Annotated in this window: 12 protein-coding genes and 1 rRNA gene; 3 read left to right on the forward strand and 10 right to left on the reverse strand. The window is 65.7% G+C overall.

The annotated features are described in order from the left end of the window. Window positions 1–329: ribosomal RNA gene (locus ACMHYJ_RS14825) — 16S ribosomal RNA — on the reverse strand; the annotation flags it as partial. Between the two features lie 799 nt (window positions 330–1,128). Here ACMHYJ_RS14825 and rng point away from each other — a divergent pair. Next, the gene (rng, locus tag ACMHYJ_RS14830) at window positions 1,129–2,604 is read left to right on the forward strand and encodes a ribonuclease G (protein ID WP_414246965.1); all 1,476 of its coding nucleotides are present in this window, start codon (window positions 1,129–1,131) and stop codon (window positions 2,602–2,604) included. Between the two features lie 19 nt (window positions 2,605–2,623). On the opposite strand, the gene ACMHYJ_RS14835 is transcribed toward rng, so the two are convergent. Beyond that, window positions 2,624–3,061, reverse strand: a complete 438-nt coding sequence (locus ACMHYJ_RS14835; RefSeq protein ID WP_414246966.1) for a hypothetical protein — start codon at window positions 3,059–3,061, stop codon at window positions 2,624–2,626. After that, a complete protein-coding gene (msbA, locus tag ACMHYJ_RS14840) occupies window positions 3,058–4,872 on the reverse strand; it encodes a lipid A export permease/ATP-binding protein MsbA (protein ID WP_414246967.1) in 1,815 nt (604 codons plus the stop codon). Before msbA ends, ACMHYJ_RS14835 begins: the two co-directional genes overlap by 4 nt. Before the next feature lie 144 nt (window positions 4,873–5,016). Here msbA and ACMHYJ_RS14845 point away from each other — a divergent pair, with 144 nt between their 5' ends. Continuing rightward, window positions 5,017–5,931, forward strand: coding sequence for a glycosyltransferase family 9 protein (locus tag ACMHYJ_RS14845; protein WP_414247025.1), 915 nt, complete (start codon window positions 5,017–5,019; stop codon window positions 5,929–5,931). Next, window positions 5,928–6,692 carry a YdcF family protein gene (locus ACMHYJ_RS14850; protein WP_414246968.1) on the forward strand — a complete coding sequence of 255 codons (765 nt, stop codon included), beginning with the start codon at window positions 5,928–5,930 and terminating at the stop codon, window positions 6,690–6,692. Before ACMHYJ_RS14845 ends, ACMHYJ_RS14850 begins: the two co-directional genes overlap by 4 nt. On the opposite strand, the gene ACMHYJ_RS14855 is transcribed toward ACMHYJ_RS14850, so the two are convergent. The 7 genes from ACMHYJ_RS14855 to dnaE form a co-directional block, all read right to left on the reverse strand. After that, on the reverse strand, window positions 6,643–7,824 hold the full coding sequence (locus tag ACMHYJ_RS14855) for a glycosyltransferase family 4 protein (RefSeq protein WP_414247026.1): 1,182 nt from the start codon (window positions 7,822–7,824) through the stop codon (window positions 6,643–6,645). The two genes, ACMHYJ_RS14850 and ACMHYJ_RS14855, sit on opposite strands and share 50 nt — an antisense overlap. Before the next feature lie 164 nt (window positions 7,825–7,988). Then, entirely contained in the window at window positions 7,989–8,726 is a 738-nt protein-coding gene (locus ACMHYJ_RS14860) for a polysaccharide deacetylase family protein (RefSeq protein WP_414246969.1), read from the reverse strand. 18 nt (window positions 8,727–8,744) lie between these two features. Beyond that, window positions 8,745–9,875, reverse strand: coding sequence for a glycosyltransferase family 4 protein (locus tag ACMHYJ_RS14865; protein ID WP_414246971.1), 1,131 nt, complete (start codon window positions 9,873–9,875; stop codon window positions 8,745–8,747). Next, window positions 9,872–10,651 (reverse strand): glycosyltransferase family 2 protein, encoded by a 780-nt coding sequence (locus ACMHYJ_RS14870; protein ID WP_414246972.1) that lies wholly within the window; start codon window positions 10,649–10,651, stop codon window positions 9,872–9,874. The genes ACMHYJ_RS14865 and ACMHYJ_RS14870 overlap by 4 nt, the downstream gene beginning before the upstream one ends. A gap of 12 nt (window positions 10,652–10,663) precedes the next feature. After that, window positions 10,664–11,506: a polysaccharide deacetylase family protein gene (locus ACMHYJ_RS14875; protein WP_414246973.1), complete on the reverse strand. Its 843-nt coding sequence runs from the start codon at window positions 11,504–11,506 to the stop codon at window positions 10,664–10,666. Next, complete coding sequence (locus tag ACMHYJ_RS14880; protein ID WP_414246974.1) at window positions 11,503–12,600, reverse strand: glycosyltransferase family 4 protein; 1,098 nt, start codon at window positions 12,598–12,600, stop codon at window positions 11,503–11,505. The genes ACMHYJ_RS14875 and ACMHYJ_RS14880 overlap by 4 nt, the downstream gene beginning before the upstream one ends. After that, on the reverse strand, window positions 12,597–16,076 hold the full coding sequence (gene dnaE / locus ACMHYJ_RS14885; protein WP_414246975.1) for a DNA polymerase III subunit alpha: 3,480 nt from the start codon (window positions 16,074–16,076) through the stop codon (window positions 12,597–12,599). The genes ACMHYJ_RS14880 and dnaE overlap by 4 nt, the downstream gene beginning before the upstream one ends. Window positions 16,077–16,093 lie beyond the last annotated feature (17 nt).

Genomic DNA, 16,093 nt, shown 5'->3' on the forward strand with positions numbered 1-16,093 from the left:
TCTCAGTCCCAGTGTGGCTGGTCGTCCTCTCAAACCAGCTACAGATCGTTGCCTTGGTAGGCCTTTACCCCACCAACCAGCTAATCTGATATCGGCCGCTCCAATAGTGAGAGGTCTTGCGATCCCCCTCTTTCTCCCGTAGGACGTATGCGGTATTAGCTGACCTTTCGGCCAGTTATCCCCCGCTACTGGGCACGTTCCGATATATTACTCACCCGTTCGCCACTCGCCGCCAAAGAAAGCAAGCTTTCTTCGCGCTGCCGTTCGACTTGCATGTGTAAAGCATCCCGCTAGCGTTCAATCTGAGCCAGGATCAAACTCTTCAGTTTAATTCCTGTAATCGTAGTTTCTTGTCCCTGCCAAAACAGGAACGGAAAGCTACGTTCGCTATGCATCACTCAAAAGAAATGATCAGTTTGGTGTTAACCTTACTTCTTCATTTCTATCTGTGCGAGCACTTGGTATAACTTGTTTGCATTGCCAGCAATAACCAACCCGTGAGAGTCGATCATCGCCGTGCCTTGCTGCCAGTTACCCAGCGCCCACACTTATCGGCTGTTAAGTTTTTAAAGAACAATTCTGCGTCAAGCACAGAAACGAGATTATGAAGCAGTTTTTTTAGCTTGTCAAATCAGCGTTGGGGAAGAATTTGATCTTCTGGTTTTGCCGGATCGCCACCGGCAAGCTGCCGGCAACATCTGCCAAACCCCCGTGAAACCAGGAAAAATCCCCTGGGTATCACGGCCCACTGCGGACTGAAAAGCATTGCTGCATATTCCCATCCAAGCCCTCTATTAAAACAGAATTAAGTTTTAATGTCAAGCTGCACTGCCATTGGCCGAGGCCAACACTTCGTCGCCGGCGTGTCGCGGGAGTCGGGCCGTAGCCTGCAAACCCCCGCCAACTGAGCCGGGCACCGCACCGATGACTCGGTGATACCAGGGTTAACCCTGGGTGCCTGGCGGCGAAGAGGTCGAACTATAGCATGGTTTTTTCAATGCGCGCAAATCAGGAGAACCGCCCGCGCCGGCGGCGCCATTCTCCGGCAGGGCCGGGTTTTTCTATACACTGGAAAGACTGCTGCCTTGCGCAGCATTGCCCTTTGTCATCCCTCAGCCAGATTGCCGCATGAATCAAAGCGAAGACATCCTGATCAACGTAACCCCTTTCGAGACCCGGGTGGCCCTGACCGTCCAGGGGGTGGTTCACGAACTCCACATCGAGCGCAGCATACAGCGCGGCCACGTGGGCAACCTGTATCTGGGACGCGTGGCCCGCGTGCTGCCGGGGATGCAAAGCGCTTTCGTCGACATCGGCCTGGAGCGCGCCGCATTCATCCATGTGGCCGACCTGCGGCAAAACCGGCATACCCGCAACAACGCGGACGCCACGCCCCAGACCCCGATCGAAAAACTGCTGTTCGAAGGCCAATCCCTGCTGGTGCAGGTGATCAAAGACCCCATCGGCACCAAGGGCGCGCGCCTGTCCACGCACATCAGCATTGCCGGGCGGATGCTGGTGTACCTGCCGCATGAATCCCATATCGGGGTCTCGCAGCGCATCGACAACGAAGCCGAGCGCAGCGCCCTGCGGGATCGCCTGCTGGCCCTGCGCCCCGAGGACGAGGCAGGCGGCTACATCGTGCGCACGCAGGCCGAAGGCGCCAGCGACGCCGAACTGGCGGCCGACATTGCGTATTTGCGCACGCTGTGGGCCAACATCCAGACCCGCATCCGCCAAGTGCCGGCGAGCTCGGTCGTCTATACCGAGCTGACCCTGGCCCAGCGGGTGCTGCGCGACATGGCCGGCCCGGAGACCGAATCGATCACGGTCGACTCACGCACGGTTTGCCAGGAACTGACGGACTGGGCGCAGCGCTATACGCCGTCGGTAAACAACCGCATCCATCATTACCACGGCAACCGGCCCTTGTTCGATACGGCCAATGTCGACGAGGAGATCGCCCGCGCCCTGTCGCGGCGGGTCGACCTGAAATCCGGCGGCTACCTGATCATCGACCAGACCGAGGCCCTGACCACGGTGGACGTGAACACCGGCGGCTATGTGGGCGGCCGCAATTTCGACGACACGATCTTCAAGACCAATCTGGAGGCGGCGGTGACGATTGCCCGCCAATTGCGCTTGCGCAATCTGGGCGGGATCATCGTGCTGGATTTCATCGACATGGACGACCCGGATCATCAGGCTTCCGTGCTGGCCGAACTGCACAAGGCGCTGGCGCACGACCGCACCCGGGTGACGGTCAGCGGCTTCAGCCAGCTGGGGTTGGTGGAAATGACCCGCAAACGCACCCGGGATTCTCTGGCGCACCAGCTGTGCGAGCCCTGCCCCACCTGCCAATCCCGCGGTTCGGTGCGCACCCCGCGCACGCTGTGCTATGAAATCCTGCGGGAAATCCTGCGCGAGGCGCGGCAATTCGATCCCAAGGAATTCCGCGTCGTGGCGTCGCAGGCCGTGGTGGATTTGTTCCTGGAAGAAGAAAGCCAGCACCTGGCGATGCTGGGGGATTTCATCGGCAAGCCGATTTCCATGACCGTCGAGGCCGGCTATGCCCAGGAACAATACGACCTGGTGCTGATGTAGACCCGCGCCGGCAGGGGCATCAGGGGCCGACGTCCATTTTGTTTTCCCAGCTGGTATCGGCCTGGCATGCCGCCGGCTTCATCATGGCCGTCACCATCCGGTGCACCCGATCCATCTGGCCGGAGTAGTAGCTGTAGGCCTTGACGTTGATGGTGCGGTTGTGCAGCAGCGTCAGGCCCAGCACCACGCTGTCCGCCCAACCGGCGCCGGGCGCAGGCCGATAGACCACCCGGCCGAACGTGGACTGCCCGGGCAGCATCTCGAAGGTATAGACCTCGCCGCAAGCGGCTTCGTGGCGGAACAGGTTCTGCTGCACCCCGGCCAGGTCGATGGGCAGACGGCGGCGTTCGGTGACCAGGTAGCGGTCTGTTTCCAGCTGGTCGGCGGTCAGCCCGGCAGGCTGGCTGGCGCAGGCCGACAGCATCAGCACGGCGCTTAGGACGTAAAAGGTTTTCATGGGTTTCCTGTTGCCGATGAGGCGGCGGGCGATGGATTGGGGGCATCTTGGAACTGCAGCCGGTACAGGTTGGCATAAAGCCCGCCCTGGGCCAGCAAATGCGTGTGGCTGCCTTGTTCGACGATCCGGCCCTGATCCAGGACGACGATGCAATCGGCCTTTTGGACGGTGCTCAGGCGGTGCGCGATCACCAGGGTGGTGCGCCCGGCCATCAGCCGTTCCAGGGACGCCTGCACCTGGCGCTCGGATTCATTGTCCAGGGCCGAGGTGGCTTCGTCCAGGATCAGGATCGGGGCGTCTTTGATCAGCGCCCGGGCAATGGCCAGACGCTGGCGCTGGCCGCCGGAGAGGGCGTTGGCATTGCTGCCCACCTGGGTATGCAGCCCCGCAGGCAGGCTATCGACGAAATCCAGCAGACTGGCGGCCTGAAGCGCGGCGCGGATGCGGTCTTCGGGGACGTCTTCGAGCCCTCCGTAGGCCACGTTCTCGGCGATGGTGCCTTCGAACATCACGACGTCCTGGCTGACCAGGGACAGCTGCGAACGCAAGGCCCGCAACTGCAGTTCGCCGATATCGACGCCGTCGATCAGGATCTGGCCGCTGCCGGGCTGGATGAAGCGCGGCAGCATATTGACCAGCGTGGTCTTGCCGCTGCCCGAACGCCCCACCAGCGCGACGGTCTGGCCGGCGGCCACGGACAGCGACACCTGGTCGAGCGTATTGCGGGCAGCATCCGCGAACCGATGCGAGACCTGGCGAAACTCGACCTGCCCGGACGCCCGGCCCGGCAACTGCCGCGTGCCGGTGTCGGATTCGATGGGTTCCTCGATCAGGGCAAACACGCTTTCCGCGGAAATCAGCATGCGCTGGGAAGCGCCCGCGATGTTGGTCAGCCGTTTCAGGGGATCGAAAATCTGGCCCAGGGCGGCCATGAAGGCGGCGAAACTGCCGACCGTCAGCCCCTGGTGATTGGCTTGGTACAAGGCCACCGCCACCACGATGGCGACCGACAGGGCCACGAAGAATTGGGAAATCGGCGACATGGCGGAATCGGCGCTGGCCGCCCGCATGGCAAAGCGCCGCAGCCGCGCATTGACATAGGCGAAACGGCCGCGTTCGCGGTCATAGCCGTCGAAAAGCTTGACGACCCGCTGACCGGCAATGCCTTCGGACACCACGCGGGTGAGCTCGGCATTCATGTTGATGGTGTCGCGGTTGATGCGCCGCAGCCGGCGCACGAAGTAGCGGCCGGTCAGCACCGACAGCGGCAGCATGACCAGGACGATCAGGGTCAGTTGCCAGGACATGTACAGCAGCACCCCCAGCAAGGCCACCACCGTCAGGGATTCGCGCACGATCACGCGGATGACCTCGGTGGACAGGCCGCTGACATTGCCCGCGTCGATGGTGAAGCGGTTCAGCAGCCGCCCGTGGTCGCGGGCGCGGAAGGTCTCGTCCGACATGCCCAGCAGGCGCTCGAACATGTCGTGGCGCAAGCCCAGGAGCATGTTGTTGGCGACCCAGCTCATCAGGTAGGTGCCGCCGAAGGTGGCGACGCCGCGCAGCAGCATCAGGCCCACCACGGCCAGCGGGATCGACCAGACATAGGAGGGCCGGGCCCCGGTGAAGCCTTCATCCAGCAGGGGCTTCATAATGACGGCCAGCAGGGGCTGGGTGGCCGAGGCGATACTGAGCAGCACCAAAGCCAGCACGCCGACTTTCCAGTCTTTGCCCAGGCGGGTATAGATTTGCTGCCACAGCACGCGCCGCACCGGGCGGCTGTCCGTGGACTGTTCGAAATCGGGTTTCAACCGGCACACTCTCTTATATACTGTCAGGAACCACGCATTTTAGCCCGTCGCGCACGCGTGACGGGCTGTCGGAGCACCGCGTTGACCCCTGCCGCCCCTCTCGCCCTGTACGTGCGCCTGCCCAACTGGGTCGGCGATGTCTGCATGAGCCTGCCCAGCCTGGCCCTGCTGCTGGACAGCGGCGCGCCGGTGGTGGCCTGCGCCCGTCCCTGGGCGCAGGATCTGCTGGCCGCCTACCCCCTGGCGGGCTTCATCCCCCTGCGCGGCGGCTGGCGCGCCGACCGCGTCGCCGTGCGCCAGGCCCTGAAGCAGGCCGGGCACCAACGCCCCCGCGGGCTGCTGCTGCCGGATTCCTTGTCCAGCGCGCTGGCTTTCCGCTTCGCGGGCATCCCCTGCTCCGGCTACCGGGACGATGGCCGCAGCCTGATCCTGCGCTGGCCCTGTCGCAAACCCAAGGCCAGCCTGCACGCCGTGCAATCCTGGCACCACCTGGCCCGCTTCGCCCTGCAGCGCTGGCAACTGCCCATCGCCGCTCCGCAGCCCGACGCAGAGCTCCAATGGCAGGCGGCCGCGCAACACGAATCCCTGGCCCGGCAAGCGCTGGCCCAGGCCGGCCTGCAAGCCCGCGACTTCATCCTGATCGCCCCGACGGCGGTCGGCCTGCACAAGGGCCAGATCAAGACCTGGCCCGGCTTCGACGGACTCAGCAAGTCCCTGCAGGCCCAAGGGCACACGGTCGTGATGGCGCCGCCCGCCGCGGAACAAACCGCCGCCCGGCTGGCGGCCCCCAGCGCGCAATGCCTCCCGCCCCTGGGGCTGGGGGCCTTTGCCGTCCTGTGCCGGCTGGCCCGCCTGGTGATCTGCAATGATTCCGGGGTGTCCCACTTGGCCGCCGCCGCTCGGGCGCGGCAGATCACCCTGTTCGGCGTTACCGATGCGACCCGCACCGGCCCCTGGTCCAACCACGCGCTGCGCCTGGGCCGGCTGGGCGCCTGGCCCAGCCTCGCCGAAGTCCTGACCCAATCCATGGAAATCCTGGATACCCCCTTGCCCGCATGAGTTTGTCCGAGTTTCTGGCCAATCTGGTCATCCCGCTGAATCTATCCATCACACTGCTCCTGCTGGCCAGCATTCTTTTCATCATCCGCTGGCGCAAATCCGCTACGCTGCTGGTGCTGGGCGCGCTGGCCTGGGTGGTCTTCTGGTCGCTGCCCACATCGTCCCTATGGGCCGGCGGCCTGCTGGAACAGCGCTATGCCTACACCCCCCCCGCCGCGCTGCCGACAGCCCAGGCTATCGTCGTGCTGGGCGGCAACACGGCCAACAGCCGACAGAACTGGTTCGAGGAATACGACCGCCGCAGCACGATCCCGCGCACGGAAACCGCCGCCAAGCTCTACAAGGCAGGCCGGGCGCCCCTGGTCATCGTGTCGGGCGCCGCCCTGGACGGCGGGGTGAGCGAAGCCAGTATGATGGCGGCCGCCCTGGAACGCGACGGGGTGCCCGGCAACGCCATCATCCAGGAAAACCGCAGCCTGACCACCCACCAGAACGCGGTCTACAGCGCTCTCGTGCTCAGACAGCACGGGATACAGCGGTTCTTGCTGGTGACCTCCGCGCTGCACATGCCGCGCGCCATGGCCAGTTTCCAGAAGCAAGGTTTCAGTCCGATCCCGGCGGCCTCGCCCCCCCAGATCGTCGTCCCCGAAGACCCGGCTTTCTCTTTCTGGCTGCCCGACCTGCGGGCGCTGCAGGCCAGCCGCTCGATCGTCAAGGAATATCTGGGGATACTGGTGTATTGGCTGCGGGGTTGGGCCTGAGCCCGCGTTCGGCCAAAACGGCGTCATAGAGCGCCAGATACTGCCGCGCGACCTGGGGCCAGGCGTGGCGCGCCAGCACCGCCTGCATACCCGCCCGCAACCGATCCCGCAGCGCCGCATCCGAGCGCAGGCGGCCAATGGCCTGAGCCAGCTCGTCGGCGCGCTCGGGATGGCTCAGAACCAGGGCGTCTTGCTGATCCCGGACATACTGGGCGAAACCGCACCAGGGCGCCGGGCTCAATACCACGGGCAGGCCGAACGCCATGGCTTCCAGAGGCGCCATGCCGAAGCTGTCGTTCAGGGTGGGATGGACGTAGAGGTCGGCAGCCTGGTAGTACGGCGCAACCCGCGAGGTCTCGGACACCAGATGCACGCGGGCGCGCACGGCGGCCGGCGCCAGGGCCACGCAGTCCCGCGAGGCCGCATTGGCTCCCACCACCAGCAACAGCACATCATCAGGCAGGCGCGACAAGGCGGACAGCACCGTGGGCAGCCCTTTGCGCATGGGGTTGCGCGCCACCAGCAGGCACAAGGTGCCGGCCGCGGGCAGGCCCAGCGCCTGGCGGGCCTGGCGCCGCCGAGCCGGCGAAACAGGGGCTTCGAGCGCCACCCCGGGGGCAATGACCGGGATGTTTTCCTGGGCAAACCCGTAGGCCCGGGCCAATTGGTGAGCAATCAGGTGGGACACGGCCACGACCCGATGGCCGGGCCGGGGCGCGACCCGCCGGGATTCCAGGCCCAGGTAGGTTCGCACCCGGGGGCTGGCGAAGGACAGCAGGCGCTTGAGCCGGGCCATGGGCTGCACGCGCCAGCGATACCGCACGGGCGTGACGTGAATGACTTCGACGTCGCCGCACCAGCCATTCATGTGCGAATGTACAATATCGAAGCCTGTCGCGGTGGCGCGGGCCGCCTGGCGCGCAAACAGGTAGACGCGTATCCAGCTGGGCCAGCGGCGGCCGATGCGAAGGGGATGGAACGGCAGTTTCAGGTCGCAGGCGGGGTCGTATTCGCGGGCGAAGACGGTAATGCGGTGGCCCGCCGCGGCGAGTTCGCGCATCAGCGCCACCCCGTAGGCTTCGGCCCCGCCAAAACGATTGCCGAAACGATCCACCACGAAGGCGATGGACAAGGGCGCATCGGCCGCCAAATCTGCAGAGGCCCCGTTGGCAGCCTGAACGCCCGCTGTGTCCACAGAGGAAGACCCGTTGACGGCCTGAGCGTCCGCGGTGTCCGCAGAGGAAGACTCGTTGTCAGTCTGGCCGCCAGCCCGACCCCCGGCGTGGTTGGCGGGAATCACGTCCGGGCCTCCGCGGCCCGCCGTTTCCTGTCTTCCAGACGGGTCAGGCATTTTTGCAAAAAGCGCACCAGCAGGGTGGAGCGCATGACGGCGACCCGCGGCAAGGCGAAGCGGTCGTCGGGCCGCCGGGCCAGGCCGCGCGCCGTGGTGGTGGCGTTCAGGTAGCCGGCCGCGCGCACTTGCTCGGCCAGCGCCGGGGTGAATTTGCCATAGGGGTAGCAAAAGGCCGTCACCGGGGCGCCGCAAAGCTGTTCCAGGGCGTCGCGCGAATCGCGGATTTCGTTGATGGCCAGTTGGGGGGAAAGCCTGGGCAGGACGGGATGGTTCAGGGTGTGCGAACCGACCTCGTGCCCGGCCTCGGCCCAGGCCCGCAACCCGTGGGCGTCCATCAAGGCGGCGGCGGGCACGCCCTCGGCATGATCCCAGACGTTGCTGCCGCCCAGTTGCCGCACCACGAAATAGTTGGTGGCGTGAAAGCCGCATTCTTCCAGAATGGGCATGGCATGATCCAAGACGTTCTGGTAGCCGTCATCGAAGGTGATGCCGAAGACCTTGCCGTGCTTGTCCCCGGCCAGATACGGCATCAGCTGCGTCATGGACAAGCCGCGATACCCCAGGCGGCGCAACCAGATCATTTGCCGCCGGAAGTCCCGCGGATGCACCGTCAGCCCCCGATAAGGCGTGCCTCTGGGCGCGGGCTGGCCGATCTGGTGATACATCAGGATGGGAATCATAGGCGATGCCCCATTGGACTAAGCCCTGCGCCGGCGCGCACAAGCCGGGCAGACCTGTTGATAGAAGTCCAGGGTGCGCCGCGCGAAGCCGCGCAGCGAAAAGGCGGTTTCCGCATGCTTGCGCGCCGCCGGGGACATGGTCGGCGGAAGGGGTTCGGCCAGACGCTGGCGCAGCCAGGCGTGCACCGCATCCAGATTGCCGGCGGGCACGACCCAGCCGTCCACCCCGTCGCGCACGACTTCGGGCAGCCCGCCCGCATCGGACACCAGGGTGGGCAGGCCGGTAGACAGGGATTCCGCGGCGGCGAACGAAAAGGCTTCGTGCAGCGACAGCACGAAGCCGATGTGCGCGGCCGCCAGCACCAGTTCGGGACGATCCACCAGGCCGGGAAACACCACGCTGGTGCCTACCCCCAGGCGCTTGAAATCTTCCAGCAGCGGCCCTTGGATGGGGTCGCCCGCCACCAGCAGCCGAACCCGGGCGCGCAGCGCGATCGGCAGTTTCGCAATCGCCTGGGCCAGGTAGATCCAGCCCTTGTCGCGGTCGGTGCCGCCCACGCTGGCCAGCACCAGGGTATCGGCCGGCAGGTCGCCCAGGAACTGCCGGCGCAGGACTTGCGCCCGGGCCGCCGTCACGGGCCGGAAGCGATCGGTATCCACGCCATGGTGGATGGTGCGGATCGGGCAGCGGGCATAGCTGGAATCCAGCAGCAGGCTGCTGACGAAATCGCTGACCCCGATGACGCCATCCGTCCCCATCTGGGCGCGCAGGCGATTGCCCATGCTGCGAATCGGCGTCGTGTTGTGCTTGGTCCAGATGATGCGGGGGCGGTCGCGCAGGCCCACCCGAGCGAGCATGGCCTGGCGATGATCCGCCGAGCCGTTGACATGGATGAGATCGAACCGGCCTTCGCGCAGCAGCAGGCGCAAGGTGAGCACCTCGGCGCTCATGGCGGCGGGCCGGGTGCTGAAGGGCATATCCAGGCACTGCACCCCGGCGATATCGCTGGCCATGCCATACAGGCGGCTGGTGCCCGGGGTGGCCACCGCCACCTGGTGCTCGCCCTGGAAACTGCGGGCCAGATTGGCGATGTAGTTGGCATGCCCGCCCCCGTTGCGGGGATGGAAATTGGTGTAGAGAATTTTCATGGTGCGGGCTTGCCTGTGGTATCGGCCGCGGCCTGACGCTGCAAGCCATACAGTTTAGCGTAACGGTAGAAGCTGCCGGTGCCGGCCATCCCGGCCAGGATCAGCCCCTGCCAGCCATCCAGCACGCCCCGGCGCAGCGCATAATGGCGAAAAAAAGTCCAGAACCCATGCCCGAACGGGCCCAGCACCGACGTGCGGCGGCCCCGATCGTAGGCGGCCCGCGCCGCCTCGGAGGAATAACGGTTGATCTTGTCGATGAACACCTCGAAGCTGGCATAGGGATAATGCAGGAAATGCCCCGCCAGGGTGCCGGTGCGCCCCCGCACCTGAACGCTCTCGTGCACGGCGGCCTCGGTAAAGCGCCCCGCCTGACGGCGGAACAGGCGCACCACATAGTCCGGCCACCAACCGCTGTGGCGTATCCAGCGCCCGCAAAAATTGGACAGGCGGGCCATCCGGTAGGCATCGGCGGCGGCCGGATTCTGGATGGCCTGACGGATCTGCGCCGCCAGCTCGGGGGTGACCCGCTCATCGGCATCCACGGAAAGCACCCAATCGCCCGTGGCCAGGGCCAGGGCGCGGTTTTTTTGCGGCCCGAAGCCCGGCCAATCGGCGCGCTGGTGCCAGCCGGCCCCGCGCTGGCGCACGATCTCGCCGGTGGCGTCCGTGCTGCCGGAATCGAGAACGATGATTTCATCGGCAAACGCCAGGGAGTCCAGGCAGGCCCCGATGTGCGCGGCTTCGTTCTTGGTAATGATGATGACGGACAGGCGCATGACGACGCGGGCCTAGCCGGAATAGCGCTGGCCGCGCTTCCAGCGCTTCCAGGCATTGAAAACCGGCCCGGCCACCGGGTTGGCCGCCACCTGGATACGCCGCCCCACCGAGTCTCCGGTGGTATTGCGCACGGCGAAGCGAAAAATCGACGCCGGATCGCTGCCGGGACGGTTTTGGCCAAAAGCCCGGGTGGTGTACAAGTGCCTGAACCCGGCGTCCTGGGCGATTTTCACATAGTCGGCATCGAAATAGCCCTGCGGCCAGCACAGGTGGTCGGACACGCCGCCCAAGTGTTCTTGCAAGCACTGCCGCGATTGGGCCAACTCGATTTGCATGCGGCTGTTTTTATTGCCCGGGTCTTGTTTGTCCCAACGGGTATGGGTATGCGTGTGGCTGTGGAATTCGCACACCCCGTCGGCCTGCATCCGCTGGATTTCAGACCAGCGCAAGGCGATGTCGGACGCCTGGCCCGCGGCCACCCGGGCGCTGCAGGCGGCGTGATCGGGGGTCTCGGGCAAGTCGCCGCCCTGCCCCGCCGCCGCCCGCGCGGGACCATCGCCCACCCAGCCGGTGACCAGAAAGATCACCGCGTGGAAGCCGTATTCGCGCAGCAAGGGCCAGGCGTGCACGTAATTGTCCAGATAGCCATCGTCAAACGTCATCAGCACCGACCGCGCCGGCGCCGGCGCGCCCGCCAGATGGGCGGCAAATTGCGCGCACGTCAGGCTGCGATAGCCCCGCCGCCGCAGCCAGGCCAATTGGCCGCGAAAATGATCGGGCGTGACATTGATGGCCCCGCCCGCCGGGGTGACATGGTGGTACATCAAGACCGGCACCGTGCGCGTTGAACTCATGACTGACGCTCCTGTAGCCACCTTAAATAGCATGCTTCTGTTTGCCGGACAAGGCCTTCCGTGGTGAATTGGTCGGATCCCCGAACCGCCCGCAGGCCCGCCTGTCCCATGGCGCGCCGCTGCTCGGGATGGTCGACCAGGGTCTGCAGCGCGGTGGCCAGGGCGGCGGCATCGTGCAAAGGCACCAGCAGGCCCGTCACCCCGTCTTGCAGCATTTCCGACACCCCGCCGACATCCGTGCCGATCACGGGCAGGCCCGCGGCGGCGGCCTCGACAAACACCGTGCCCGAGGCTTCCTGCTCGGTGGCCAGGGCAAACACATCGAAGCCCGCCAGCACATTGGGAATATCCGCGCGCCGCCCGGTGAACAGCACCTTGTCCTGCAAGCCGCGCGACCGCACATGGGCCTGCAAGGCTTCCAGGGTGGGCGAGCCGTCCCCCACCAGCACCAGGTAGACGTCCGGCCGCTGCAAGAGGCCGGCCATGGCGTCGATCAGGGCCCGGTGCCCTTTCTTGGCCCGCATCACCGCCACGCAGCCCACCACGACCGCGTCGTCCGGCAGGCCCAGTTCTTGGCGCAAGGTGGAGTGCGCCACGCAGGGCGGCAGGGGAATCGGCGAATACACAGTGGCCACCCGATCCGGCGCGGCCCCGCGATCCAGCAACAGCTGGCGCACGTGATGGCTGACGGTGGTGACGCAGTGCGGCACCACGGTATACGACAGCAGGGATCCCGGGCGCACCGCCAAGTGGCGGGTACGCACGATCAGCGGGGTGCCGGCCAGACGGGCCGCCACCCCGGCCAGCATCGTGTCGCGCCGGCTGTGCGTGTTCAAGACATCGAACCGGCCGTCTTTCAGAATCCGGCGCACGCGGACGACACCGCGAAAATAGTTGCACGGGCCATCCATCAGCAGCGTATGCACCTGGAAGCCCGCGTCGCGCAGGCGCTGCGTCAGGCGGGCGTGCGGCTGGCACAGGGCTTCCAGATGATGGCCCGCCGCGCGCATGGCGCACATTTCCTTGAAGATGCGGTTTTCCTGGCCGCCAAACCCCGTGGCGGCCTCGGCGTGCAAGATGCGCAGGGGTTTCATCCGTAAAAAACCTCGACCTGATCGAAGGACAGCCACTGGCGCGCCTGGGCAATCAAGGCGTCATCCATACGCACCCGCCAGTCATCCCCCAGACGCAGCTGGCAGGCAAAGCCCGGGCGCTGCACCCGCAACTCCACCGGCAGGCCGGCCTCGGCCGAGCGCCACGGGGCCAGCAGCTCGCCCAGCCGCGCGGGATCCAGATCGGCGGGCACGGCCAGGCGCAGACAGCGGGCGCGGGTTTCGCGCACCCGCTGCAAATCGTACAGCTCATCCGCCGACACCCGCAGGCCGCCGGAATAATCATCGTGACTGACGCGCCCCTGGATGACCAGCGGACGGTCTTCCTTCAGGCTCTGGCGGTATTGCTCGTACAGTTCGTTGAAGATGGCGATTTCGATCTGAGCCGTGCCGTCGTCCAGCAGGGCATACAGCATTTTGCCGCGCCGGGTCATGCGCGGCCGCACGGCGGCCAGCACGCCGGCAAGCCACTGCGAACCGCGCGACGGCGCCAGCCGGGCCAGCGGCGTGGGCGCCACCCGGCGGATTTCATCGCGCCAGGCATCGAACAAATGGCCGCTGAAATAAAACCCCAGCGCGGTTTTTTCTTCGGTCAGAAAGGTTTGCAGATCCCAGGGGGTGACGCGGGCCAGTTCGCCCGCCACCAGTTGGTCGGAATCATCGTCGAACAAGGATCCCTGGTTGACATTGCGCTCGGCCTGCTCGGCCGCCTCGATGGCGCTGCCCAGGGTTTCCAGCAGGGCCGCCCGGTTGCTTTCCAGGGTATCAAAGGCCCCGGCCCGGATCAGGGCCTCGATGGTGCGGCGGTTGACGGTGTGGCGATCCACCCGGGCGCAGAAGTCGAACAGGCTGGCAAAGGGGCCGCCCGCCTCGCGGGCGGCCAGAATGGCTTCGACCGCCCCCTGGCCGGTGCCCTTGACCCCGCCCAGGCCATAGCGGATGGTGCGCGGCGGCCGGCCCTGGGCGGTGTGCGCGTCGGCCACCGGCGCGAAGCGATAGCCCGAGGCATTGACGTCGGGCGGCAGCACCGCCACGCCGTTATCCACGGCATCGCGCCAGAACACCTGGATCTTGTCCGTGTCGTCCATGTCCGACAGCATGGTGGCGGCCAGGAATTCGGCGGGATGGTAGCGCTTCAGCCAGGCGGTCTGGTAGGAAATCAGCGCATAGGCCGCCGAGTGACTCTTGTTGAAACCATAGCCGGCGAACTTTTCCATCAAGTCGAACAGATGGGCGGCAAGATCGGCATCGTAGCCCTTCTTGACGGCCCCTTCCTGGAAAATGACCCGGTGCTTGGCCATTTCCTCGGGCTTTTTCTTGCCCATGGCGCGGCGCAGCAAATCGGCCCCGCCCAGCGAATAGCCGCCGATGATCTGCGAAATCAGCATCACCTGTTCTTGGTAGACGATGACGCCGTAGGTGCTTTTCAGCACGGGTTCCAGGTCCGGGTGGAAATAATCGACTTCGGCGCGGCCATGCTTGCGATTGACGAAATCGACCACCATGCCGGATTCCAGCGGCCCGGGCCGGAACAGGGCCAGCAAGGCGATGACGTCTTCGAACGTATTGGGCTGCATGCTTTTCAGCAGCTCTTTCATGCCCCGGGATTCCAGTTGGAACACCGCCGTGGTGTTGGCCGCGGACAGCAAGACATAGGTTTCGGCATCGTCCAGCGGCAGGCTCATGATGTCGAAGTCGCGCTTGTCCGGGTTGAATTCGCGCACATAGCGCACCGCCCAGTCCAGGATGGTGAGGTTGCGCAGCCCCAGGAAGTCGAACTTCACCAGGCCCACGTCCTCGACGTCGTTCTTGTCGTACTGCGACACCACGCTGGTCTCATTGCCCGGCTGGCAATACAGCGGGGTGTAGTCCGTCAGCTGGCCCCGGGCGATGATGACGCCGCCCGCATGCATGCCGATATTGCGCGTCAGGCCCTCCAGGGGGCGGGCCAGGTCGATCAGGGCGCGGATTTCCTCGTCCGTGTCGTAGCGCTCTTTGAAGGCGGGCTCGTTTTCCAGGGTGCGTTCCAGCGACCAGGGATCCGCCGGATTGAACGGAATCATCTTGGACAGGTTGTCGCACACGCTGTAGGGCATTTCCAGCACCCGCCCCACGTCGCGCACCACGGCCTTGGCCCCCAAAGTGCCGAAGGTGGCGATCTGGCTGACGGCGTCGCGGCCGTATTTCTGCTTGACGTAGTCGATCACGCGTTCGCGGTTGTCCTGGCAGAAATCCACGTCGAAGTCGGGCATGGACACCCGTTCCGGGTTCAGGAAGCGTTCAAACAGCAAGTCGTAGCGCAGGGGATCCAGATCCGTAATGCCCAGGCTGTAGGCCACCAGGGAGCCCGCCCCCGACCCCCGGCCCGGCCCCACGGGCACGCCGTGCCCCTTGCCCCAGTTGATGAAGTCCTGCACGATCAGGAAGTAGCCCGGGAAGCCCATGCCGACGATGGTCTGGCATTCCAGATCCAGCCGGGCCTGGTAATCCGGCATCCGGCGGGCGCGTTCGCCAGCGTCGGGATACAGCTGCAGCATGCGCCGCCGCAGGCCTTCGTTGGCCAGCTGCACCATGTAATCGTCCAGCGTAACGCCATCGGGCGTGGGAAACAGCGGGAGTTCTGGGTGCCCCAGGTTGAGGCTGACATTGCAGCGCTGGGCGATCCGCACGGTATTGGCCAGGGCCGACGGCACATCCGCGAAACGGCGGGCCATCTCGACGCTGTCGGTCAGGTATTGGTCGGGCGTAAAGCGCTTGACGCGGCGCGGGTTGCCCAGCAGTTCGCCCTCGGCGATGCACACCCGGGCCTCATGCGCCCGGAAGTCGTCCGCCGCGATGAACTGGACGGGGTGCGTGGCCACCACCGGCAGGCCGCAATCCGCCGCCAGGGGCAGGGCCGCCTGCACGTAGGCCTCGTCGCCCTCGAAGCCGGCGCGCTGCAATTCGATGAAGTAATTGCCGGGAAAACCCGCCCCCCATTGGCGCGCCAGGCGGCGGGCCTCGTCGAGGCGGCCGGATTCAAGCGCCTGGCCGACATCCCCCGCCCGGCCGCCCGACAGAATGATCAGTCCCGCGTGGCCGGACAGCCAATCCCGGCGGATTTCCGCCCGGCCGCGCGCGCTGTTTTCAATCCAGGCGCGACTGAGCAACTGACACAGCGCCAGATAGGCCTCGTGATCCGTGGCCAGCAGCAGAATCCGAAACGGCTTGTCGGCGTCGCCATCGTTCTGCAGCCAGACATCCGCGCCCACCAGCGGCTTGATGCCCGCCTTGCGGGCCGTCTTGTAGAACTTGATCCAGCCGAACAGGTTGCAGAGATCGGTGATGGCCATGGCGGGCTGGCCAAACGCCTTGGCTTGCTTGATGAGATCCGGGATGCGCGCAATGCCGTCCACCACCGAGAATTCGGTGTGGCTGCGCAGATGCACGAACAAGGAAGATTCGGGGGAAGTGGTCATGGCAGGATTGTACTGAA

Origin of the sequence: Castellaniella hirudinis (assembly GCF_047468865.1) — a bacterium.
In the GTDB taxonomy this organism is placed as follows: domain Bacteria; phylum Pseudomonadota; class Gammaproteobacteria; order Burkholderiales; family Burkholderiaceae_B; genus Castellaniella; species Castellaniella hirudinis_A.

What these genes read in the sequence shown, in the direction of transcription:
- ACMHYJ_RS14865 (WP_414246971.1), bottom strand. Translation starts at nt 9,875, where the DNA reads ATGAAAATTCTCTACACCAATTTCCATCCCCGCAACGGGGGCGGGCAT.
- rng (WP_414246965.1), top strand. Translation starts at nt 1,129, where the DNA reads ATGAATCAAAGCGAAGACATCCTGATCAACGTAACCCCTTTCGAGACC.
- ACMHYJ_RS14870 (WP_414246972.1), bottom strand. Translation starts at nt 10,651, where the DNA reads ATGCGCCTGTCCGTCATCATCATTACCAAGAACGAAGCCGCGCACATC.
- dnaE (WP_414246975.1), bottom strand. Translation starts at nt 16,076, where the DNA reads ATGACCACTTCCCCCGAATCTTCCTTGTTCGTGCATCTGCGCAGCCAC.
- ACMHYJ_RS14845 (WP_414247025.1), top strand. Translation starts at nt 5,017, where the DNA reads ATGAGCCTGCCCAGCCTGGCCCTGCTGCTGGACAGCGGCGCGCCGGTG.
- ACMHYJ_RS14875 (WP_414246973.1), bottom strand. Translation starts at nt 11,506, where the DNA reads ATGAGTTCAACGCGCACGGTGCCGGTCTTGATGTACCACCATGTCACC.
- ACMHYJ_RS14880 (WP_414246974.1), bottom strand. Translation starts at nt 12,600, where the DNA reads ATGAAACCCCTGCGCATCTTGCACGCCGAGGCCGCCACGGGGTTTGGC.
- ACMHYJ_RS14835 (WP_414246966.1), bottom strand. Translation starts at nt 3,061, where the DNA reads ATGAAAACCTTTTACGTCCTAAGCGCCGTGCTGATGCTGTCGGCCTGC.
- ACMHYJ_RS14850 (WP_414246968.1), top strand. Translation starts at nt 5,928, where the DNA reads ATGAGTTTGTCCGAGTTTCTGGCCAATCTGGTCATCCCGCTGAATCTA.
- ACMHYJ_RS14860 (WP_414246969.1), bottom strand. Translation starts at nt 8,726, where the DNA reads ATGATTCCCATCCTGATGTATCACCAGATCGGCCAGCCCGCGCCCAGA.